The organism is Hephaestia caeni (assembly GCF_003550065.1).
GTDB classification, from domain to species: Bacteria; Pseudomonadota; Alphaproteobacteria; order Sphingomonadales; family Sphingomonadaceae; genus Sphingomonas; species Sphingomonas caeni_A.
This window is the reverse complement of the sequence record NZ_QXDC01000004.1, coordinates 541,041-559,759: the sequence shown is the minus strand read 5'-3', so window position 1 is coordinate 559,759 and position 18,719 is coordinate 541,041. Positions and strand designations below refer to the sequence as shown.

Genomic DNA, 18,719 nt, shown 5'->3' with positions numbered 1-18,719 from the left:
TCGAGGCGGCACGACACGGGAGCGGCGATCATGGTCAGGATGGGCACGGTCTGGGACCGGACGACGGCGTTTCTCGGCGACCGCTCGGCGGCGGTGCTGCCGATTGCGGGGCTGCTGATCTTCCTGCCCACCTGCTTTCAGGAAATTCTGCGGCCGGCGATGACGGGCACGGGGACAGGCGCGGTCTTCGGGCTGGTCGCGATCGTGCTCGCCGTGGTGATGGCGTGGGGCCAGCTTTCGGTGGTCGCGCTCGCGGTCGAGCCCGGCGCGGTCGCGCCGGCGGCGATGCGCACCGGGGCGCGGCGGTTGCTGCCCGCGATCGGCATTGGCCTGCTCGTCGCGCTGATCGTCGCCTTGCTTGGAGCGCCGCTGGGCATCGCGTTCCTCGCCTCGGGCGTGGATTGGGTGTCGACCGTGCCCGGGCAGTGGCACCCGGCGGGGCCGCTGCCGGCGGGGCTCAAGCTGTTCGTCGGGCTCTATTCGCTCGCGCTGGTGATCGTGGTGCTGTGGGGCATGGCGCGGCTGCTGCCGCTCAATTCGGTGGTCGTCGCCGAGCGGCGCGGCGTCGGCGCGATCCGGCGCGCCTTCGGGCTCACCCGCGGGCTGGCGCTCAGGATCGTCGGCGTCGTCATCCTGTTCTTCGTCGTCTGGGGCGTCAGCGCGATGGCGGCGACGACGGTGCTGGGGTCGATCTTCCAGCTTGCCTTCGGCGGCGAGGGCGCGATCACGCTCGCGACCGTGCTTACCGCGATCGTGGGCGGCGCGGTGACGACGGTGTTCACCGTGCTCGCCGCGGCGTTCGCAGCCGAACTGTATCTCGCCACGCGTGCGGCACGGGATCTTCCCGCAGAGGCCGAATGAAACTCGATCTCGTTGGAACCCTGCGCAGCGCCTGGGCGCGGCTGCGCGCCGATCACGCCGTGCTGTTGCCGGTGGCGGGGCTGACGCTGTTCCTGCCGCAGCTTGCGCTGCTGCTGCTGCTCGATGCGCCGGTGCTGGAAAAGGGCGACGGCTCGACGGCGGCGACCACCGCGCAGACGCAGGCGCTGCTCGACTGGATGGTGCGCAACAGCGGCTGGTATCTCGCCGCCTATCTGTGTGCGTTTTACGGCGTGCTCGTGATCCTGTCGCTCTATCTCGACCGGCGCCGGCCCGATCTCAAGACCGCGCTCGGCCAGGCGCTGCGGCTGCTGCCGCGATACCTGCTGTCGGCGGTGCTGATCGGGCTGCCGGTGGTGGCCGGCATCGGGCTGCTGGGGCCGCTGTTGGGCGGCGCGATCGTCATCCTGCTCGTCCCCGCCTTCTACTGGATCGTGCGGACGATGCTGACCGGCGCCGCGATCGTCGCCGAACGGCCGCTAGGCGCGGTGCGCGCGGTGAAGCGCAGCGTCGCGCTGACGCGGGGGAACGGGCTCGTACTGGCGGCGCTGATCGCGCTCGTCACCTTCGCCGCCGAACTGGTCGCGCAGATATTCGTCGGCGCGGGCACGCTGATGACCTCGGCGAACGCGGTCAACCCGATCGCGATGGCGGTGGTCGACGGGCTCGCGGCCGCCGTCCAGTCGGGCGCCGCGGTGCTGCTCGTGCTGATCCAGGTCGAATTCTACCGGCGCCTGTCGGCCGGGCCGGCCGCCAAATAAGGGATTTGCGGCGCGGCGTCGGGGGGCAGCACGCCCAGCGCGCGCGGATCGGTGAAGGTCTCGATCGTGCGACGGACGGGCGTGAAGCCGCTCGCGCGGTAGAAGCCGAGCGCCGCGGGATGGTCGAGCGTGCACGTATGCACCCAGACGCGCGCGACCTGCTTGCGCCAGGCGAGCGCCAGCGCGTGCGCCATCAGCCAGCGGCCGTGGCCCTGCCCGGCGAGGTCGGGGACGAGGCCGACATAGGAAAGCTCGCATTGGCCGGGGTGGCGGAAATCGAGTTCGAGCATCCCGACCTCGATTCGCCGGCCGTCGACGACCGCGAAGACGGCGACATCGGGATCGCGGATGATCGCGAGCAGATCGGCCTCGGCCATCACCAGCCGCGAGAACCACAGCCACGGCCCGCCGACGCGGCGGAACAGCGTGCGATATTTCTCCGGCTCGGGGCGTTCCCAGCGCACCAGGTGCAACGGCGATTCGGGGATCGGCCGAAGCGCGGGCCGGGCCGTCATTTCCAGCGTGGTGACGATCGTCGCCAACTGGTCGTCGGGGATGGGGGTTAAACCCACCTGGCCGACTCAGATGTTCTCAAACCTTGTTGAGAGAGGTGGTGTAGAATCGCTCGCCTGACTGCTTCTTGCCATCGAACCACACACAATAGGCTGCGCTATCCTCGACCCACTCAACAGTCATTGTCGGTCCGCCAGATTTGAGCTGCACGACATCCCCAGCGACAATATCCATTCCGTCACCTCTGCTTCCATTCAAGGTCTGGAACATATCAGAAACAAATAGCGTGGGCAATAGGGTTGGGCTATTCCCATGTCGCGTGTGGGGGCAGGCTCATCAGGATCGCGTCGATATTGCCGCCGGTCTTGAGCCCGAACAAGGTGCCGCGATCATAGACGAGGTTGAATTCGGCGTAGCGGCCGCGCCATTCGAGCTGGCGCGCCTTGTCCGCGTCGGTCCACGCCAGCCCCATGCGGCGGCGCACGATCGCGGGGAAGATATCGAGGAATGCTAGCCCCACGTCTTTGGTGAAGGCGAAATTGGCGTCGAAATCGCCTTCGAGATGATCGTAGAAAATGCCGCCGACGCCGCGATGCACCTTGCGGTGGGGGATGTAGAAATACTCGTCCGCCCACTTTTTGAAGCGCGGATAATGATCGGAATCGTGCGCGTCGCACGCGGCCTTCATCGCGGCGTGGAAATCGGCGGTATCCTCCGCATAGGGGATCGGCGGGTTGAGATCGGCGCCGCCGCCGAACCAGCGCTTGGTCGTGACGAGGAAGCGCGTGTTCATGTGGACCGCGGGAACGTGCGGGTTGGCCATGTGCGCGACGAGGCTGATCCCGGTCGCGAAGAAGCGGGGATCCTCGCCCGCGCCGTGGATCGATTTGGCGAAATCGCCGTCGAACCTGCCGCCGACGGTCGAGACGTTGACGCCGACCTTTTCGAACACCTTGCCCTTCATCACCCCGCGCACCCCGCCGCCGCCGGGGTCGCCCGAGGGATCGGTGCGATCCCAGGGAGTGTAGGCGAAGGTCGCGTCCGATCCGGCCTCGGCCTCGATTCTTTCGAAGGCGGCGCAGATGCGATTCCGCAGCGCCTCGAACCAGGTGCGGGCGGCGTGCTGTTGAGGGTCGAGTTCCATGCGGGCTCCCTTATCCGCTGCGCGCCGCGCTAGGGAAGGGGCCATCCGCCCGTCTGGCGCAGCGCCTCGCCGAGCGCCATCGCGCCGGCGACCGCAATGTTGAGCGAGCGGAAGCCCGCACGCATCGGGATTCGCACGCGCACGTCGGCGCGATCGTGGACGTGGCGCGGCACGCCCGCGCTCTCGCTGCCGAGGAGAAGCGTGTCGGCGCCCGCGAATCGCGCCCGATCGAGCCGCACGCCGCCCTCGGTCGTCAGCAGGACGATCCGCGTCGCGCTTGCTTCGAACGCCGCCCAATCGGCATGGCGCGTCACCTCGGCCTGCGCGGCGTAATCCATTCCGGCGCGCTGGAGCGCCCGATCCGAGAAGGCGAATCCCATCGGTTCGATCAGGTCGACGCCGACTCCGAGGCACGCCGCGAGCCGCAGGATCGTGCCGACATTGCCCGCGATATCGGGTTGGTAGAGTGCCAATCGCATGTCGCCTCGCCTAGCGCCGCGGTCGTTACGGTCGCAAGAGTCCAGAAAAGCCATTGGCAAAGCCGCGTCTCGGGCGCTATCAGGCCGCCGACCCCCGTGGGGACGGGGATAATCCGCGTGGCGTTCTGCCGGTTCGTCGCGGTCGCGTTTCACGACGCAGCCGCGTGGGCAAATCGAAGTGCAAGGGCAAGTGAATGGCTAGTGCTGACAATGCGATTCCGCCGGGCGAATCGCCCGAACCGTATCTTGAGGAAGCGCACGATCCCCGCCGCCGTGATTTCATCAATGTCGCCGCGGTCGCCTTTGCCGGCGTCGGCGCGGGCGTGGTGGTGCTGCCGCTGGTCAACCAGATGAGCCCGTCGGCCGACGTGCTCGCGCTGTCGACGACCGAGGTCGATCTGTCCAAGATCGCCGAGGGCCAGGCGGTGACGACGACTTTCCGCTCGCAGCCGCTGTTCGTGCGCTATCTGACGGCCAAGGAGATCGCCGAGGCCGATGCGGTGCCGATGTCCGACCTGCGCGATCCCGAGACGCTCGAGCAGCGCACCAAGGAAGGCCACAAGAACTGGCTGATCACGATCGGCGTCTGCACGCACCTGGGTTGCGTGCCGCTGGGCAACAAGGAAGGCGAGCCGCGCGGCGAATACGGCGGCTATTTCTGCCCCTGTCACGGCTCGCAATACGATACCGCCGCGCGAATCCGCAAAGGCCCGGCGCCAACCAACCTGCCGGTGCCCGAATATGCATTCACGTCCGATACGATCGTAAAGGTGGGGTCGTAAGATGAGCTTTCCCTGGGCAAACCAGTATCAGCCGAAAAACCCGGTCATGCGCTGGGTCGACGAGCGGCTGCCGCTCCCGCGGCTCGTCTACAACGCGGTCGGCGCGGGCTATCCGGTGCCACGCAACCTCAACTATTTCTGGAATTTCGGTGTTCTCGCCGGCGTCGCGCTGACGATCCAGATCGTCACCGGCATCGTGCTCGCGATGCATTATGCCGCCAATGCGGACATCGCTTTCCTGTCTGTCGAGCACATCATGCGCGACGTCAACGCGGGCTGGCTGCTGCGCTATGCGCACGCCACCGGCGCGTCGATGTTCTTCATCGTGGTCTATATCCACATCTTCCGCGGGCTGTATTACGGATCGTACAAGGCGCCGCGCGAGATGGTGTGGCTGCTGGGCGTCGTCATCTTCCTGCTGATGATGGCGACCGCGTTCATGGGTTATGTGCTGCCCTGGGGGCAGATGAGCTTCTGGGGCGCGCAGGTGATCACCGGCTTCTTCTCGGCGATTCCCGTCGTCGGCGAATCGGTGCGCGTGTGGCTGCTCGGCGGCTTCGCGCCCGGCGATGCGTCGCTCAACCGCTTCTTCTCGCTCCATTACCTGCTGCCGTTCGTGATCGCGGGGGTGATCATCCTCCACATCTGGGCGCTGCATATTCCGGGATCGTCGAACCCGACGGGCGTCGACGTGAAGGGCGAGCAGGATACGGTGCCGTTCCATCCCTATTACACCGCCAAGGACGGCGTCGGCGTCGGCGTGTTCCTGCTGGTGTTCGCGGTGATCCTGTTCTTCGCGCCCAATTATCTGGGCCATTCGGACAATTACATCCCGGCGAACCCGCTTTCGACCCCGGCGCATATCGTGCCCGAATGGTATTTCTGGCCGTTCTACGCGATCCTGCGCGCCTTCACCTTCAACTTCCTGTGGATCCCGGCGAAGCTGTGGGGCGTGCTGGCGATGTTCGCCTCGATCCTGCTGCTGTTCTTCCTGCCGTGGATCGACAGCTCGCCGGTGCGCTCGGGCAAATACCGCCCGACCTTCCGCATCTTCTTCGGCATCCTGATCCTCGATATCCTGGTGCTGGGCTGGTGCGGCGGTTCGCCCGCGACGCCGGGCTATGTCATCACCGGTCAGATCGCCGCGATCTATTATTTCGCGCACTTCCTCATCATCCTGCCGATCATCTCGCGCACCGAGCGGCCGCGGCCGCTGCCGAACTCGATCACCGAGGCCGTGCTCGCGAAGAAGGGCGGCAGCCCGGCCGATTCCACGCTGGCAGCCGAATAAGGGGCAACGAGAACAATGGTTCGTTTCTTTTCCTGGCTCGTCGGCGCAGGCTTCGTGGGGGCGCTGCTGTTCGCGTTGGTGAGCAGCATCAGCGGCCTCATCACCGAGCCGCCGCAGCCGACCGTCACCGAGGAATTCCACAAGGAGCCCAAGCCGCTCTCGCTGGCCTCCGACGGCCCGTTCGGCAAGTATGACAACCAGCAGCTCCAGCGCGGCTTCCAGGTGTACAAGGAAGTCTGCGCGGCGTGCCACTCGATCGACCTCGTGCATTTCCGCGATCTCGAGGGCATCGGCTATAACAAGGCCGAGGTGAAGGCGATCGCCGACCAGTGGGTGATCGAGCAGCCGACGATCAACCCCGACACCGGCGAAGCCTCGACGCGCAAGAACCTGCCGTCCGATCCGTTCCCCAGGCCGTTCGCGAACGATGTCGCGGCGCGCGCGGCGAACAACAACGCGCTGCCGCCCGATCTGTCGCTGATCGTCAAGGCGCGCGAGGGCGGGGCGGCGTACATCCATTCGATCCTGACCGGATACGAGAAGCCCGATCCCGAGATCGCCAAGAAGTACCCCGATTTCGAGGTGCTCGAAGGGCTGCACTACAACCCGTATTTCCCGTCGCTGGCGATCGCGATGGCGCAGCAGATCAACAGCGACGGCCAGGTCCAGTATGTCGACGGCACCAAGCCGACGATCGACCAGATGTCGACCGACGTAACCGCGTTCCTCGTCTGGACGGCGGAGCCCAAGCTCGAAGCGCGCCACGCGGCGGGCATGGCGGCGGTGATCTTCCTGCTGATCTTCTGCTTCCTGACCTGGGGCGCCTACAAGAACGTCTGGCGCAACGTGGAGCATTGATCGCCTTGCCGTCACCCCGGCGAAAGCTGGGGTCCATGACTGGAGCTTGGGGCACCCGAGAGAGACATGGACCCCCGCCTGCGCGGGGATGACGGGAGTGGTTCGGTGAACAACGACGACCTCAAGGCGCGCATCCGCACGATCCCGGATTTCCCCAAGCCCGGGATCATGTTCCGCGACATCACCACGTTGCTGCTCGACGCGCACGGGCTGAAGACGACGATCGATCGCATGGTCGCCGCGGTCGACGGGCCGGTCGATCTGGTCGCGGGGATCGAGGCGCGCGGTTTCCTGTTCGCCGCGGCGTTGGCGGTGCCGCTGAATGCAGGCGTGCTGCTGATCCGCAAGGACGGTAAGCTGCCCGGCGCGACGATCGCCGAGGAATATGCGCTCGAATACGGCCATGATCGGATCGCGATGCACGCCGACGCCTGTGCGCCCGGCGCGCGGGTGTTGTTGATCGACGATCTGATCGCGACCGGCGGCACCGCGCGCGCGGCGGTGCGGTTGCTGCGCAAGGCGGGCGCGGTCGTCACCCAGGCGCATTTCGTGGTCGATCTTCCCGACCTGGGCGGCGCGGACGCGCTGCGCGCCGATGGCGTCGAGGTGCGCTCGCTGGTCGCCTTCGCGGGCGATTGACGCATCGCGGCTCGATGCCGCCGGCGGAACCGCGGACTTGACGCCGCCGTTGAAATCGTGCGGAAATCGCTCGCATCTTCCGCTCGTCGCGGTTCATGCCCGGGTCATCGTCCGCGTGCTATAGCGATCAGCAACGGCAGTTTTCCGCGTATCAGGAGAGTATTCCCATGTCTCTTTCCCGCTTCGGCATCGTCGGGCTCGTGCTCGCGGCCGGCCTCGGCCTCTCGGCCTGCGCTTCCGACGGCTATTATGGCGGCGCGTCGCTTGGCTACGGCGGCTATTACGGCGACCCCTATTACGACGATTATTACGGCGGCTACGGTTATGGGTACGCGCCGTCCTATTACGGCTGGTACGGCGATTATTATTATCCGGGCACCGGCGTCTATGTGTACGATCGCTATCGCCGCCCGCATCGCTGGTCGAGCAGCCAGCAGCGCTATTGGAGCCGGCGCGGCGAGCATTATCGGCGCCAGCATCGCGACTGGCGCGGCGACAACAAGGGCAATTGGGGCGGCTGGAACCGCGGCGATCGCGATCGGGGCGACCATGATTGGAATCGCGGCGACCACAATCGCGGCGACCGGAACTGGAATCGTGGCGGCAGGGGCTCGCCGGGCCGCTGGCAAGGGCGTGCGCCCGGTGCCGAGACGCCGCGCACCCGGACGCCGCGTGCGCAGACTCCGCGTACCCAGACTCCGCGCGCTCAAACCCCGCGCACCTACACGCCGCGGGCGCACGCGCCTCGGGTGAGCGGCCAGCGCGGCACCACGCCGTCGCGCGGCCATAACGATCGCCAGCGGCGTTAGGGCAAAGCCCGGTTCAGTCGAGCGGCCGCGTGCGGATGAGCGCGATCGAGATGAAGGTCATCACGCGCTCACCATGCTGGTTGAGCACGGTCATGCGGCTGCGGTAACTGCCCATTTCGGGGCGGCTGCGCGACACGCGCTTGTCGAGGATCTCGGTTTCGCAGGTCAGCGTGTCGCCCGGATAGACGGGCTTGAGCCAGCGCAGTTCGTCGATTCCCGGTGAACCGAGCCCGGCCTGCCGGTTGGCTTTCAGATTCCCGACCACCATCGCCATCGTCATCGCGCAGGTGTGCCACCCGCTTGCCGACAGCCGTCCGAAATGCGTCTCGGCGGCGGCTTCGTCGGAAAGGTGAAAAGGTTGCGGGTCGTATTTGCCCGCGAACGCCACCACTTCGTCGCGCGTCACCTCATAGGCGCCGAAGCGCGCTTTGTGGCCGATCTCGATATCCTCGAAATATTGCATGAGTTCAGCGTTCCTCGACCGGGATCAGGATAGGCTTGAAGGGGGCGTCGGTGCCGTCGACCTCAGGATCGAGCGGCATCCCGAGCAGGTCGCGCAGCAGCGGTTCGACATCGACATTGGCAAAGCCCGGCAGCGTTCGCCCACGCGCGAACGCGGGGCCGTGGGCGAGGAACAGCGCCGCCATCTCCGGCGCGGCGTTGTCATAGCCGTGATTGCCGCCGGTGAAGGGCGCGGTCGGCGCGGTCGGCTGGATCAGCCATCCGGTCTCGGCGAGGCAGAGCCAGGGCGGAACGCGGCGGTTGGCGCCGTAGTGGAAGCGCGCCGGAATCTCGGCCTTGGGCCAGCATTGCATGTGATCGTGGGGCCTGAGCAGCGCCTTGGCCAGCGCCGCATCATTCCCTTCCGTCGGCTCGAACGAGGCATAGGGACCGCTCTCGACGACGCGATAGAGTTTGGGATCGGCCAATTTGTCGAGCGCGACGACGCGGTCGCTCGAGGTCGCCGCCATGCCGTGATCGGCGACGATGACGAGGTTGGCGGGCTGGCGCAGCGCCTTCAGCCCGTCGACGAGCATCCCGATCCTGGCGTCGACATCGGCGATCGCCGCGTTCGTGCGCGCGTCGTCCGGCCCGTAGAGGTGGCCGGCGGTGTCGACCGTATCGAAATAGAGCGTGACGAATTTCGGCCGGATCGCCGCCGGCCGCCGCAGCCAATCGAGCACCGCGTTGACGCGCTGTTCGCCCGAGACGACCTGGTTGAACTGCTGCCAGTCCTCGGGGCGGGTGCCGCCGGTGATGGCGTGCGGCCAATCCGCCGCGCGCGTGCCGCCCCAGGCGACGTTGGCACCCGGCCAGAACATCGTCGCGGTGCGGATGCCCGCTTTCTCCGCATCGACCCAGATCGGCGAGGCGGCGTTCCACCAGAAGGGATCGTCGCTCGCCATCGTGAAGGTTTCGCCGGGCCGCGCGGGGTCTTCCATCTTGTTGGCGACGATGCCGTGCCGATCGGGCACCTCGCCCGTCACCAGCGTCCAGTGGTTGGGGAAGGTCTTCGATGGGAAGGACGGTGCCATCGGCGCGGTGACGCCGGCGGCCGCAAGCGCGGCGAGCCGTGGCGTCACCCCGCGCGCCATATAATCGGCGCGGAAGCCATCGATCGAGACGAGGATCGTCACCGGCGGCTTGGGCGTCGCCTCGGCCGAGGCGAGCAGCGCGGGCAGCGGCGGAGGCGGCGCGGCGACGATACAGCCCGACAGCCCGATCGCGAGCAGGGCGGCGAGCATGGCACGCAATCGAATCATCCAAATCTCCTTCGTGGCGGCCCTTGCGCTCTTACGAAAGCAGGAGCGCAAGGAACAACGCTGCCGCTCCCTATTGCCCCAGCGACAGCTTGGCGAACAGGGTGGTGCCGATCGGCGCGTCGCCATAAGCGGCATCGAGCGCGGCGGGCTTGGCATAAGCGGCGAGCGCCCCGCCGAGCGCGAGATCGAACGGCCCCAGCGGCAGCCGATAGGCATAGCCGGCCTCGAAGCGCGTCACCCTGAAAGCGCGATCGTGCAACGGATCGCCTTCGCCGAACAGCTCGTCATTGGCGACATTCTCGATGCGGCCGAACAATGTGTGGTGCCGGTCGATGTCCCAATTGGCCTCGGCGAGCCACGCGGTCAGCGTGCGGCCGGGAAGCCGGTTCTTGGCGGAGAAGGCCAGCATCGTCGCCAGCCCGCCGTTTGCATAATGGATGCTCGCGGTGGTGCGTGCCTCATCCTCTTGCTGGTGCGTCGTCTCGGGGCTTTCGAGCCGGCCGTGGCTCACCTGCGCGGCCCAATGGGGGGAGGGCGTCCAGCTTGCGCGCACGCTCCATGAATCGAGCTTCGGGGTTTCGATCCCCCAGCGCTCCTCGTCGGGCTCGCGGCCGCGAAACGCCGAGGCTTCGAGCTGGAGTGTGCGATTTCCCCAGCCCGCGGTGACGACGCCATAGGTGATGTGCGTGCTGTCGAACCAATGGTGCGTGATCGGCGCGAGCGGCGCGTAGCGATCCGAGCGGCGGTGCATGAAGGCCGAGGGGCCGAGCGCGGGTTCGCCGACCGGGCCGCCGTAGAGGAACACGCTCGAATCGGTGCCGGTATCGATGTCGACCCGCGCCGCCAGTTCCATGAACAGGTCGTGCGGATGCTGGCGATCGACCAGCGGCACGCCGCCCGCCGTCTCGCCGGTCGCGAACAGATTGGGATAGCCGCGCGCGCGCATCAGTGGATCGAGGCTCAGCATCGAGCGCAATTGCAGGTGCGCGCCGCCGCCGAGATCACGGTCGCCGGTCAGCATCGCCATCGATTGCACGAACGCTTGTGTGTCGCCGCGCGGGCCGCCCTGATCGGTATAGGCGCCCCAGAGATAGCCGTGCGCCATCACCATCCAGTCGCCGGCATCGGTCATCACGCCTTGCATCATGCCTTCGTCGGCAGGCAGGCGCGCGGTGCCCGAGCCGGGGGTGTAGCCGGAGTCGGGCATCGTCGTTTCGGGCATCGACTCGTCGGTCTGCGCATCGCTGTCCCTCTCGGGCATCGCCATGTCATGGTCGTGACTCATCGTTTGCGCCGCCGCCACCACGGGCCACAGCGCCGCGGCAGCGAGCGCTGCCAGCAGGGTCTTGTTCATCGTAAATCTCCATGTCTCGTCATGATCGGATCGGGGGGTGACCCCCCGGGGCGATCAGGCGAGACGTGGCGGTGGCGGCTCGGGCGCGAGGGGTGGCCCTGCGATCAGCGCGCGGAGCGGCCGACCGCCAAGCGTCATCGGCGGTAGCAGCGGCGCCGCGATCGTGCCCGCGCGCCAGCTCGACGGCGGCACGCAGCCGATGCAGAGGTGCGCGGGCATCGCCTTGGCGGGGGTAGTGGGCACATCGGAGGTCGCGGGCGCGTGATGCGTCATGCCCGCCATCGGGGGCGGCGCGCCGTCGTGGCACGGCATCGTCGCGGTCGCGGGCAGCGCAAGCCCGGCGAGCAGCAGGACGAGGAGCAGCCGCGCGATCATCTCACACGTTGAACCGGAACAGCATCACGTCGCCGTCGTGGACGACATATTCCTTGCCTTCCTGGCGCAGCTTGCCGGCTTCGCGCGCACCCGCCTCGCCGCCCAGCGTGACATAATCGTCGTAGGCGATCGTTTCGGCGCGGATGAAGCCGCGTTCGAAATCGGTGTGGATCTCGCCGGCTGCCTGCGGTGCCTTGGCGCCGGTCGGGACCGTCCAGGCGCGGGCTTCCTTGGGGCCAACGGTGAAGAAGGTCTGGAGGTGAAGAAGCGCGTAGCCGGCGCGGATCACGCGCGCGAGGCCGGTTTCGGTCAGCCCCAGCTCGGCGAGGAAGTCGCCGCGTTCGTCGGCGGGCATGGTCGCGATCTCGGCCTCGATCGCGGCGGAGACGACGACCGCCTCGGCGCCCTCGGCCCGGGCCTTGTCGAACACGCGCGCCGAATAGGCGTTGCCGTTCGCCGCATCGTCTTCGTTGACGTTGCAGACGTAGAGCACGGGCTTGGCGGTGAGGAGCTGCGCCTGCGCGAACAGCCGTTCCTCCTCGGGGTCCTTGGGTTCGACGAGGCGCGCGGGCTTGCCCTCGCGCAGCAGATCGAGCGCCTGCCCGAGCACGCTTGCGGCCGCTTTGGCCTCCTTGTCGCCCTGCTGGCCCTTTTTGACGAGGTTGGGGACGCGCTTTTCGAGGCTTTCGAGATCGGCGAGCATCAGCTCGGTCTCGACCGTCTCGGCATCGGCGATCGGATCGACATGGTTGTCGACATGCTGGATATCGTCATTCTCGAAGCAGCGCAGCACGTGGACGATCGCGTCGACCTCACGGATGTTGCCGAGGAACTGGTTGCCCAGCCCCTCGCCCTTGCTCGCGCCGCGCACCAGCCCGGCGATGTCGACGAAGCCGAGCTGGGTCTCGATGATCTTGCCCGAGCCGGCGATCGCGGCAAGCTTGTCGAGCCGCGGATCGGGCACCGCGACGTTGCCGACATTGGGCTCGATCGTGCAGAACGGATAGTTCGCGGCCTGCGCCGCCGCGGTCTCGGTCAGCGCGTTGAAAAGCGTCGATTTGCCGACATTGGGCAAGCCCACGATGCCGCAGCGGAATCCCATTGATACGTCCTTCGATTGATTGTTCGCGCGGATAAGGCGTTTCGCCGCGCGATGCCAGCCCGGCCAGGCCGGTGCGGGACGATGATGCGCGCTCAGGCTGCGAAATGTACGTGCCCCTGATCGTCGATCGGCCACGCCGGGTTCCACGCGATTTCCCACGCATGGCCGTCGGGATCGGCAATATAGCCACGATATCCGCCATGCGGCGGGGCGTCGGCCTCGCGCAGAACGGTGCCGCCGGCCGTCGCCAATTGTGCGATCAGCGGCGCGACCTCGGCCTCGTGCGCCACATTGTGCGCCAGCGCGACCGCCGAGGTGCCGCGCGCGGGGCGGTCCATATCGGCTTCGAGCGCGGGGGACAGCCAGGTTGCGAACACGAAGCCGTTCATCTGGTAAAAGGCGATCTCGTCATTCTCGAACACCGGCGCCCAGCCGAAGCCTTCGGCGTAGAAGCGCTTCGATCGGGCGAGATCGGCGATGCCGAGCGTCACCACCGCGATCTGCTGCTGCGTCATGCGCCGTCTCCTTACCAGCGATAGTTGAAGCTGATGCTGATCCGTTCTTCTGCGGCCATGTTGGGCATGACTTCGTGGCGCAGCCAGCTTTCCCACAGGAAGATGGTGCCGGGGGCGGGTTCGGCATAGATGAAGGGCTTCAGATCCTCTGGCGCGTCGTCGCGCCGGCCGGGGGCGGCCATCAGCATTGCCAGGCGGGGATCTTCGAGCTTGAGCGCGCCTGATCCGGGCGGCACCGCGATGTAGATCGTCCCCGACACCACGCTGTGCGGATGGATATGCCCCGAATGCGTGCCGCTGGGTTCGAGCACATTAACCCAAAGGCTATCGAGCTTGAGCCGCTTGCCGCCGAGATCGAATGCGCAGTCCTTCGCGAAGGCGGCGACGTGGCGGTTGAGGTGGCGCACCAGATCGCCGATTCGCGGATCGCGCTGCGGCAGATCGTCGAGCGAGGCGTAGCTGGTATAGCCGCGATAGAGGTGCGCCTCGGACCAGTCCTGCCCGGCGATATCCTGTTCGGCGAGGTCGATGCAGGCGTCCGCCAGCTCGGCGAGCAGCGCGTCGTCGGCAAGGTCGGCTTCGTAGAAGCGCGTGGCGAAGAGCGAGCGGGTGGGCATGAAAAGGCAATGGTCCTGACTCCCCGTTCGTGCTGAGCTTGTCGAAGCACCGCTCTTTCTTTCACCGGAAGGGAAGAACGGCCCTTCGACAAGCTCAGGGCGAACGGGAGGTGGTGATACAGGGTCTATAGCGCACCGACGCATGGACGTCTGCGATCAAATCCTCACCCCATCGCCCGCGCGAGCATCCACAGCGCCATCGCCACCATCATCACGTTCTCGGTCAGCGAGACAAAGCCCAGCGGGACGTTGCTGTTGCCGCCGACGCACGCGCATTTGATGTCGCGCTTGTCGATATAGACTGCCTTGAACACCGAGACCGCGCCGATGCCGCCGATGAACAGCGCGATCGGGATCGACAGCCAGCCGAAGGCATGGGTGATCATCAGCACGCCCGCCGCGGCCTCGGCGAAGGGATAGACGTAGGAATAGGGCACCCAGCGCCGCGCGAGCAGATCGTAATTGAGGAACATCGACGAGAAACGCTCGACGTCCTGGAGCTTGAGCAGCGCGAGCACGCACATGCTGAACGCGATGAACCATTCGCCCGCGCGGACCGTGAAGGGCGTGCCGAACACGGTCGCGCTCGTCGCCAGCGCCATCAGCGCGGTCATCGCGAACACCGCGATCACGGGCGTGTACGAGGTCGCACCCGGCTCGGGCACGGCCTTGCCGAAGAAGCGGCGCAGATCGTCGTTGCCGCCGATCCGCTTGCCCTCGATGAAGGTCTGCGGTGTGGTCTTGACGCCGTGTTCGGCCTTGAAGGCATCGGTTTCTTCGCGCGTCGTAAGCCAGCGATCGTCGACCCGATAGCCGCGGCGTTCGAGCATGTCCTTGGATTTGAGCCCATAAGGGCAGACATGGTCGGGCATCACCATGCGATAGAGCGTCGCGGTCTTGGGGCTCGTCATTTCAGTCTCCGGGTCTTGGCCGCCAAGGCGACATCGCCTATCTAGGGTCCGTACCAAGGTACGGTTCAAGAGGTGAATGATGACAACGATCGGCGGGCTGGCGGAGGCCGGCGGGGTCGGGGTGGAGACAGTGCGCTATTACCAGCGTCGCGGGCTGATGGAGACGCCTGCGCGCGGATCGGGCGTGCGCCGCTACGGCATGGAGGACGTGCGCCGGCTGCGCTTCATCCGGCAGGCGCAGGCGGCGGGGTTCTCGCTCGACGAGATCGCCGAGCTGATCGCGCTCGACGCCGGCCGCGATCGGGCGCGAGCGCGAGAATTGGCGCGCGAGAAGATCGGCGCGCTCGATGCGAAGATCGCGGAACTGGCGGCGGCGCGGGGCGCGCTTCAGAAGCTGGCGCGCGAATGTGCCGCGTCGGATGAGGGACCATGCCCGATCATCGCGGCGTTCGCGGGGTGAGCCCTTGCAGGCGTAGAGGAACCCGGCTTCGCGCCGGTCATCCCTGCAAGCGGAGCGCCACGTCGTTCATGAAGCGAGCGTCGTCGCTTTTCGCCAGCCAGTCGGCTTCGGCGGCGATCGCGCCGAGCATGTCGGCGAGCGGGTCGATATCGGCCTTGGCGTAATTGCCGAGAACGTAATTGTGGACGCGGCCCTTGTGGCCGGGGTGGCCGATGCCGATGCGCACGCGGCGGAAATCGGGGCCGATATGCGCCTCGGTCGAGCGCAGGCCATTGTGCCCGGCGGTGCCGCCGCCATGCTTCACCTTGACCTTGAAAGGGGCCAGATCGAGTTCGTCGTGGAAGACGGTGACATCGGCCGGCTCGAGCCGGTAGAAGCGCATCGCCTCGCCGATCGCCTGGCCGCTTTCGTTCATGAAGGTCGCAGGCTTGAGGAGAAGGAGCTTCTCAGGCCCCAGTCGCGCCTCGATCGCCCAGCCGGCGAAGCGCTTCCGGGGAGCTTCGAACCCGTGGACCTCGGCAATGGCATCGATCGCCATGAAGCCGACATTGTGCCGGTTCATCGCATATTTGGCCCCGGGATTGCCTAGCCCCGCCCAGAGCTGCATGGCCGCACCTCCCCGTGCCGTGAAAGGCCCCCGGCGCGGCGCGCCAGGGGCCGACAGGATCAGGCTTCTTCGCCGCCCGCTTCCTCGGCGGTGGCTTCGGCAGCCTCGCCTTCGGCGCCTTCGGTCTCGTTATCGCCGTCGCTCGACTTGAGCGCGGACGGCGCGACCACGGTAGCGATGGTGAAATCGCGATCGTCAATTACCGGCGTCGCGCCCTCGGGCAGCGCCACCTTGCTGACGTGGATCGCGTCGCCGACCTCGAGGCCCTCGAGCGAGATGTCGATCTCGTCGGGAATGTTGGCCGCATCGAGGATCAGCTCCAGCTCGTGGCGAACGATGTTGAGCACGCCGCCGCGCTTGATGCCGGGCGCCTTCTCCTCGTCGACGAAGCGCACGGGGATGCTGACGGTGACCTTGGCGTTCTTGGAGATACGCAGGAAATCGACATGGACCGGCCGTTCGGTGACGACATCGAGCGTCACGTCCTTGGGCAGCGTGCGCTGCGGCTTGCCGTCGACCTCGACCATGACGACCGAGTTCATGAAGAAGCCGGTCATCAGGAGCTTGTTAAGCGCCTTTTCCTCGACATGGATCGGGGTGGGGTCCTGATTGTCGCCATAGATCACGGCGGGCACGCGGCCGTCACGACGAAGCGAACGGGAGGCTCCCTTGCCAACCCGATCACGCGTCTCGGCAGCGAGCGTCAACTGGTCGCTCATGCTAATTCTCCGAAATACGAATGATATGTCTTCCCGATCACGCCTCCAGGGATGACCATGACCGGAACCGCGCGCCTATAGGCGAAGCGGTGGCGGCAGGCAAGCGGAGGTGTTTGCCGGTAGTTTTTGTTGGTCGCCGCACCGGCCCACTCCCCCACCCCGCCTCCCATGCAAGTATAATGACTTGGGGGGCGGGGTGGGGGAGCGGGCCGGTGCGGCCTCAATATCAATAATCGATGCGCGTCGCCGTGAGGTGGCGCTTCGCGAGATCGGCGCGCACGCTGTTCTCGCCCGCGAGGTGGCCGGCGCCGACCGCGACGAACACCGTGCCGGGCTGCTTCATCCGCTCGGCGATCCAGCCGGCCCAGCGGGCGTTGCGATCGGTGAGCATCACGCGTTCGAGTTCGGGCGAGTCGCCGAGCCCGTCGTTCATCAGCGCGGCGATGCCCTGATCGTCGCCCTTCGACCAATCGGTGACCATGTCGGCGAACAGCTTGCCCGCCTCGCCGGTCTCGTCGATCGTGCTTTCGAGCATCGCCATCTGCGCGGGCGCCGAAAGGCCGTCGAGATAGTCGAACTGCTGCTCGACCGTCTCCAGCCCGGTGATCGGCTTGCCCGCCGCCTTCGCCGCCGCGGTCAACACTTCCTCGGGGCCGTTGGCGGGCTGGTAGCCGAGGCGTGTGAGCGAGGTCATCGTCAGCGACATCGCCGCGAGCCAGGGGTCCATCCGGTCGAACGCGGCCGGCGGCAGGCCGTTTGCGGTCATCACCGCCGCATAATCGGCGCGCTTGTCCTCGGGCAGCCGCTCGGTGAGGGTCGGCCCGTCGGCCGACATGCCCTTGCGGAGAATCAGCGCCTGGACGCTCGACGGATCGTCGGGTTGGACGATCTCCATCACCAGTTCGTCGGAAGCATCGAACGCGCTTTTCACTGCCTCGTCGAACCACGACAGCCCCGGCTTGAGGACATGGATCGTGCCGAACAGATAGATCGTGGTGTCGTCGTCCTTGACCACCCATAGCGCGGGATCGGCATCGGCGGTTGCAGAGGCCACGGCGGCGGGGGCATCGGCCGCCTGGCCGCACGCGGCGGTCGGCAGCAGGAAGAAGGCGGCGGTCGCGACGAACGGGAATAGCTTCACAGGCGGCGAACTCCATCGGATCGTCTGTCGCTTAGGGGCGTCGACGGCGCGGGTCCAGCCGTCCGCTTGATTCCGCACCCGCGTTACGGCAAGGCACGCGCATCCTATCGCACTGCAACAGGCGCCTGCCCGAGTGACCGAGCCGTTGAGCTTCCAGCGCATGATTTTGACGCTCCATGATTACTGGAGCGATCGCGGCTGTCTGGTCCTCCAGCCGTATGACATGGAGATGGGCGCGGGCACCTTTCACCCCGCGACGACGCTGCGCGCGCTCGGCCCGACGCCGTGGAACGCCGCCTTCGTCCAGCCGTGCCGCCGCCCCACCGACGGCCGCTACGGCGAGAATCCCAACCGGCTCCAGCATTATTACCAATATCAGGTGGTGCTCAAACCCAGCCCGGCGGACATTCAGGATATCTATCTGGGCAGCCTCGCCGCGATCGGGATCGATTTCGGCACGCACGACATCCGCTTCGTCGAGGATGATTGGGAAAGCCCGACGCTGGGCGCCTGGGGGCTGGGCTGGGAAGTCTGGTGCGACGGGATGGAGGTGACGCAATTCACCTATTTCCAGCAGATGGGCGGATTCGATTGCCTGCCCGTCGCGGGCGAACTGACCTACGGGCTCGAACGGCTCGCGATGTACATCCAGAACAAGGATAATGTGTACGACCTCGCGTATAACGACGCGGGCGTGACATACGGCGACGTGTTCCTCGAAAACGAACGCGAGATGAGCAAGTGGAATTTCGAGGTGGCGAATACCGAGGCGCTGTTCGACCTGTTCAGGAAAGCGGCGGCGGAATGCGAGCGCTGCCTGAAGGAGAAGCTGCCGATCCCCGCTTACGAACAGGCGATCAAGGCGAGCCATGTCTTCAACCTGCTGCAAGCGCGCGGGGTGATCTCGGTCGCCGAGCGGCAGGCGTATATCGGCCGGGTGCGCGATCTCGCCAAGGGAAGTTGCCAGGCGTGGATGGAAAAGAACGGGTGGGCGGCGTGA

At 66.6% G+C, this 18,719-nt stretch carries 24 protein-coding genes; 9 read left to right on the top strand and 15 right to left on the bottom strand.

What is annotated here, in order from left to right; genetic code table 11:
* The first annotated feature begins 30 nt into the window (after positions 1–30).
* Together DFR49_RS17245 and DFR49_RS17240 are read left to right on the top strand one after the other, a co-directional pair.
* Entirely contained in the window at positions 31–861 is an 831-nt protein-coding gene (locus DFR49_RS17245; RefSeq protein WP_119036904.1) for a hypothetical protein, read from the top strand.
* Complete coding sequence (locus DFR49_RS17240) at positions 858–1,640, top strand: hypothetical protein (RefSeq protein WP_119036903.1); 783 nt, start codon at positions 858–860, stop codon at positions 1,638–1,640. The genes DFR49_RS17245 and DFR49_RS17240 overlap by 4 nt, the downstream gene beginning before the upstream one ends.
* Here the strand turns inward: DFR49_RS17240 and DFR49_RS17235 are convergent.
* The 4 genes from DFR49_RS17235 to DFR49_RS17220 form a co-directional block, all read right to left on the bottom strand.
* Positions 1,604–2,212, bottom strand: a complete 609-nt coding sequence (locus tag DFR49_RS17235; RefSeq protein WP_119036902.1) for a GNAT family N-acetyltransferase — start codon at positions 2,210–2,212, stop codon at positions 1,604–1,606. The genes DFR49_RS17240 and DFR49_RS17235 overlap by 37 nt on opposite strands.
* A 19-nt stretch (positions 2,213–2,231) precedes the next feature.
* Positions 2,232–2,387, bottom strand: a complete 156-nt coding sequence (locus tag DFR49_RS17230; protein WP_119037281.1) for a YodC family protein — start codon at positions 2,385–2,387, stop codon at positions 2,232–2,234.
* A gap of 70 nt (positions 2,388–2,457) precedes the next feature.
* On the bottom strand, positions 2,458–3,297 hold the full coding sequence (hemF, locus tag DFR49_RS17225) for an oxygen-dependent coproporphyrinogen oxidase (protein WP_119036901.1): 840 nt from the start codon (positions 3,295–3,297) through the stop codon (positions 2,458–2,460).
* A 29-nt stretch (positions 3,298–3,326) separates the two neighbouring features.
* Positions 3,327–3,776 carry a tRNA (cytidine(34)-2'-O)-methyltransferase gene (locus tag DFR49_RS17220; RefSeq protein WP_119036900.1) on the bottom strand — a complete coding sequence of 150 codons (450 nt, stop codon included), beginning with the start codon at positions 3,774–3,776 and terminating at the stop codon, positions 3,327–3,329.
* Positions 3,777–3,970: 194 nt separating this feature from the next.
* On the opposite strand from DFR49_RS17220, the gene petA reads away from it, so the two are divergent.
* The 5 genes from petA (at position 3,971) to DFR49_RS17195 (ending at position 8,155) form a co-directional block, all read left to right on the top strand.
* A complete protein-coding gene (petA, locus tag DFR49_RS17215; protein ID WP_119036899.1) occupies positions 3,971–4,558 on the top strand; it encodes a ubiquinol-cytochrome c reductase iron-sulfur subunit in 588 nt (195 codons plus the stop codon).
* Between the two features lies 1 nt (position 4,559).
* A complete protein-coding gene (locus DFR49_RS17210; protein WP_119036898.1) occupies positions 4,560–5,849 on the top strand; it encodes a cytochrome b in 1,290 nt (429 codons plus the stop codon).
* Positions 5,850–5,864: 15 nt separating this feature from the next.
* Complete coding sequence (locus DFR49_RS17205) at positions 5,865–6,707, top strand: cytochrome c1 (RefSeq protein ID WP_119036897.1); 843 nt, start codon at positions 5,865–5,867, stop codon at positions 6,705–6,707.
* Between the two features lie 105 nt (positions 6,708–6,812).
* Positions 6,813–7,346, top strand: coding sequence for an adenine phosphoribosyltransferase (locus tag DFR49_RS17200; RefSeq protein WP_281271790.1), 534 nt, complete (start codon positions 6,813–6,815; stop codon positions 7,344–7,346).
* A 167-nt stretch (positions 7,347–7,513) separates the two neighbouring features.
* A complete protein-coding gene (locus DFR49_RS17195) occupies positions 7,514–8,155 on the top strand; it encodes a hypothetical protein (protein ID WP_119036895.1) in 642 nt (213 codons plus the stop codon).
* Between the two features lie 13 nt (positions 8,156–8,168).
* Here the strand turns inward: DFR49_RS17195 and DFR49_RS17190 are convergent, their stop codons facing one another.
* The 8 genes from DFR49_RS17190 to DFR49_RS17155 all read right to left on the bottom strand — a co-directional run bounded on the left by DFR49_RS17190 (position 8,169) and on the right by DFR49_RS17155 (position 14,792).
* Positions 8,169–8,618 (bottom strand): MaoC family dehydratase, encoded by a 450-nt coding sequence (locus tag DFR49_RS17190; RefSeq protein ID WP_119036894.1) that lies wholly within the window; start codon positions 8,616–8,618, stop codon positions 8,169–8,171.
* A gap of 4 nt (positions 8,619–8,622) precedes the next feature.
* Positions 8,623–9,918: an alkaline phosphatase family protein gene (locus tag DFR49_RS17185; protein WP_119036893.1), complete on the bottom strand. Its 1,296-nt coding sequence runs from the start codon at positions 9,916–9,918 to the stop codon at positions 8,623–8,625.
* A 70-nt stretch (positions 9,919–9,988) separates the two neighbouring features.
* Entirely contained in the window at positions 9,989–11,272 is a 1,284-nt protein-coding gene (locus DFR49_RS17180; RefSeq protein ID WP_245968613.1) for a hypothetical protein, read from the bottom strand.
* A gap of 54 nt (positions 11,273–11,326) precedes the next feature.
* Positions 11,327–11,647: a hypothetical protein gene (locus DFR49_RS17175; protein ID WP_119036892.1), complete on the bottom strand. Its 321-nt coding sequence runs from the start codon at positions 11,645–11,647 to the stop codon at positions 11,327–11,329.
* A 1-nt stretch (position 11,648) separates the two neighbouring features.
* Positions 11,649–12,749: a redox-regulated ATPase YchF gene (ychF, locus tag DFR49_RS17170; protein WP_119036891.1), complete on the bottom strand. Its 1,101-nt coding sequence runs from the start codon at positions 12,747–12,749 to the stop codon at positions 11,649–11,651.
* A gap of 92 nt (positions 12,750–12,841) precedes the next feature.
* On the bottom strand, positions 12,842–13,264 hold the full coding sequence (locus DFR49_RS17165) for a VOC family protein (RefSeq protein ID WP_119036890.1): 423 nt from the start codon (positions 13,262–13,264) through the stop codon (positions 12,842–12,844).
* A gap of 11 nt (positions 13,265–13,275) precedes the next feature.
* Entirely contained in the window at positions 13,276–13,881 is a 606-nt protein-coding gene (locus DFR49_RS17160; protein WP_119036889.1) for a TIGR02466 family protein, read from the bottom strand.
* A 164-nt stretch (positions 13,882–14,045) separates the two neighbouring features.
* Positions 14,046–14,792 carry a MauE/DoxX family redox-associated membrane protein gene (locus tag DFR49_RS17155; protein WP_119036888.1) on the bottom strand — a complete coding sequence of 249 codons (747 nt, stop codon included), beginning with the start codon at positions 14,790–14,792 and terminating at the stop codon, positions 14,046–14,048.
* 76 nt (positions 14,793–14,868) lie between these two features.
* On the opposite strand from DFR49_RS17155, the gene DFR49_RS17150 reads away from it, so the two are divergent.
* Positions 14,869–15,252 (top strand): MerR family transcriptional regulator, encoded by a 384-nt coding sequence (locus DFR49_RS17150; RefSeq protein WP_119036887.1) that lies wholly within the window; start codon positions 14,869–14,871, stop codon positions 15,250–15,252.
* A 37-nt stretch (positions 15,253–15,289) separates the two neighbouring features.
* Here DFR49_RS17150 and pth read toward each other — a convergent pair whose 3' ends face one another.
* The 3 genes from pth to DFR49_RS17135 form a co-directional block, all read right to left on the bottom strand.
* Complete coding sequence (gene pth, locus DFR49_RS17145) at positions 15,290–15,859, bottom strand: aminoacyl-tRNA hydrolase (protein WP_119036886.1); 570 nt, start codon at positions 15,857–15,859, stop codon at positions 15,290–15,292.
* Positions 15,860–15,918: 59 nt separating this feature from the next.
* Positions 15,919–16,578, bottom strand: coding sequence for a 50S ribosomal protein L25/general stress protein Ctc (locus DFR49_RS17140; protein WP_119036885.1), 660 nt, complete (start codon positions 16,576–16,578; stop codon positions 15,919–15,921).
* A gap of 226 nt (positions 16,579–16,804) precedes the next feature.
* Positions 16,805–17,719 (bottom strand): TraB/GumN family protein, encoded by a 915-nt coding sequence (locus DFR49_RS17135; protein WP_245968612.1) that lies wholly within the window; start codon positions 17,717–17,719, stop codon positions 16,805–16,807.
* 160 nt (positions 17,720–17,879) lie between these two features.
* Between DFR49_RS17135 and DFR49_RS17130 the strand changes: the two genes are divergently transcribed.
* Positions 17,880–18,719: a glycine--tRNA ligase subunit alpha gene (locus tag DFR49_RS17130; protein WP_119037279.1), complete on the top strand. Its 840-nt coding sequence runs from the start codon at positions 17,880–17,882 to the stop codon at positions 18,717–18,719.

Excerpts from the sequence above, each read along its gene's own strand:
- DFR49_RS17220 (WP_119036900.1), bottom strand. The coding sequence starts at position 3,776 with ATGCGATTGGCACTCTACCAACCCGATATCGCGGGCAATGTCGGCACG.
- DFR49_RS17175 (WP_119036892.1), bottom strand. The coding sequence starts at position 11,647 with ATGATCGCGCGGCTGCTCCTCGTCCTGCTGCTCGCCGGGCTTGCGCTG.
- DFR49_RS17150 (WP_119036887.1), top strand. The coding sequence starts at position 14,869 with ATGATGACAACGATCGGCGGGCTGGCGGAGGCCGGCGGGGTCGGGGTG.
- DFR49_RS17195 (WP_119036895.1), top strand. The coding sequence starts at position 7,514 with ATGTCTCTTTCCCGCTTCGGCATCGTCGGGCTCGTGCTCGCGGCCGGC.
- DFR49_RS17180 (WP_245968613.1), bottom strand. The coding sequence starts at position 11,272 with ATGAACAAGACCCTGCTGGCAGCGCTCGCTGCCGCGGCGCTGTGGCCC.
- ychF (WP_119036891.1), bottom strand. The coding sequence starts at position 12,749 with ATGGGATTCCGCTGCGGCATCGTGGGCTTGCCCAATGTCGGCAAATCG.
- DFR49_RS17210 (WP_119036898.1), top strand. The coding sequence starts at position 4,560 with ATGAGCTTTCCCTGGGCAAACCAGTATCAGCCGAAAAACCCGGTCATG.
- DFR49_RS17185 (WP_119036893.1), bottom strand. The coding sequence starts at position 9,918 with ATGATTCGATTGCGTGCCATGCTCGCCGCCCTGCTCGCGATCGGGCTG.
- DFR49_RS17165 (WP_119036890.1), bottom strand. The coding sequence starts at position 13,264 with ATGACGCAGCAGCAGATCGCGGTGGTGACGCTCGGCATCGCCGATCTC.
- DFR49_RS17245 (WP_119036904.1), top strand. The coding sequence starts at position 31 with ATGGTCAGGATGGGCACGGTCTGGGACCGGACGACGGCGTTTCTCGGC.
- DFR49_RS17230 (WP_119037281.1), bottom strand. The coding sequence starts at position 2,387 with ATGGATATTGTCGCTGGGGATGTCGTGCAGCTCAAATCTGGCGGACCG.
- pth (WP_119036886.1), bottom strand. The coding sequence starts at position 15,859 with ATGCAGCTCTGGGCGGGGCTAGGCAATCCCGGGGCCAAATATGCGATG.
- DFR49_RS17205 (WP_119036897.1), top strand. The coding sequence starts at position 5,865 with ATGGTTCGTTTCTTTTCCTGGCTCGTCGGCGCAGGCTTCGTGGGGGCG.
- DFR49_RS17190 (WP_119036894.1), bottom strand. The coding sequence starts at position 8,618 with ATGCAATATTTCGAGGATATCGAGATCGGCCACAAAGCGCGCTTCGGC.
- DFR49_RS17155 (WP_119036888.1), bottom strand. The coding sequence starts at position 14,792 with ATGACGAGCCCCAAGACCGCGACGCTCTATCGCATGGTGATGCCCGAC.
- hemF (WP_119036901.1), bottom strand. The coding sequence starts at position 3,297 with ATGGAACTCGACCCTCAACAGCACGCCGCCCGCACCTGGTTCGAGGCG.
- DFR49_RS17130 (WP_119037279.1), top strand. The coding sequence starts at position 17,880 with ATGATTTTGACGCTCCATGATTACTGGAGCGATCGCGGCTGTCTGGTC.
- petA (WP_119036899.1), top strand. The coding sequence starts at position 3,971 with ATGGCTAGTGCTGACAATGCGATTCCGCCGGGCGAATCGCCCGAACCG.
- DFR49_RS17140 (WP_119036885.1), bottom strand. The coding sequence starts at position 16,578 with ATGAGCGACCAGTTGACGCTCGCTGCCGAGACGCGTGATCGGGTTGGC.
- DFR49_RS17160 (WP_119036889.1), bottom strand. The coding sequence starts at position 13,881 with ATGCCCACCCGCTCGCTCTTCGCCACGCGCTTCTACGAAGCCGACCTT.
- DFR49_RS17240 (WP_119036903.1), top strand. The coding sequence starts at position 858 with ATGAAACTCGATCTCGTTGGAACCCTGCGCAGCGCCTGGGCGCGGCTG.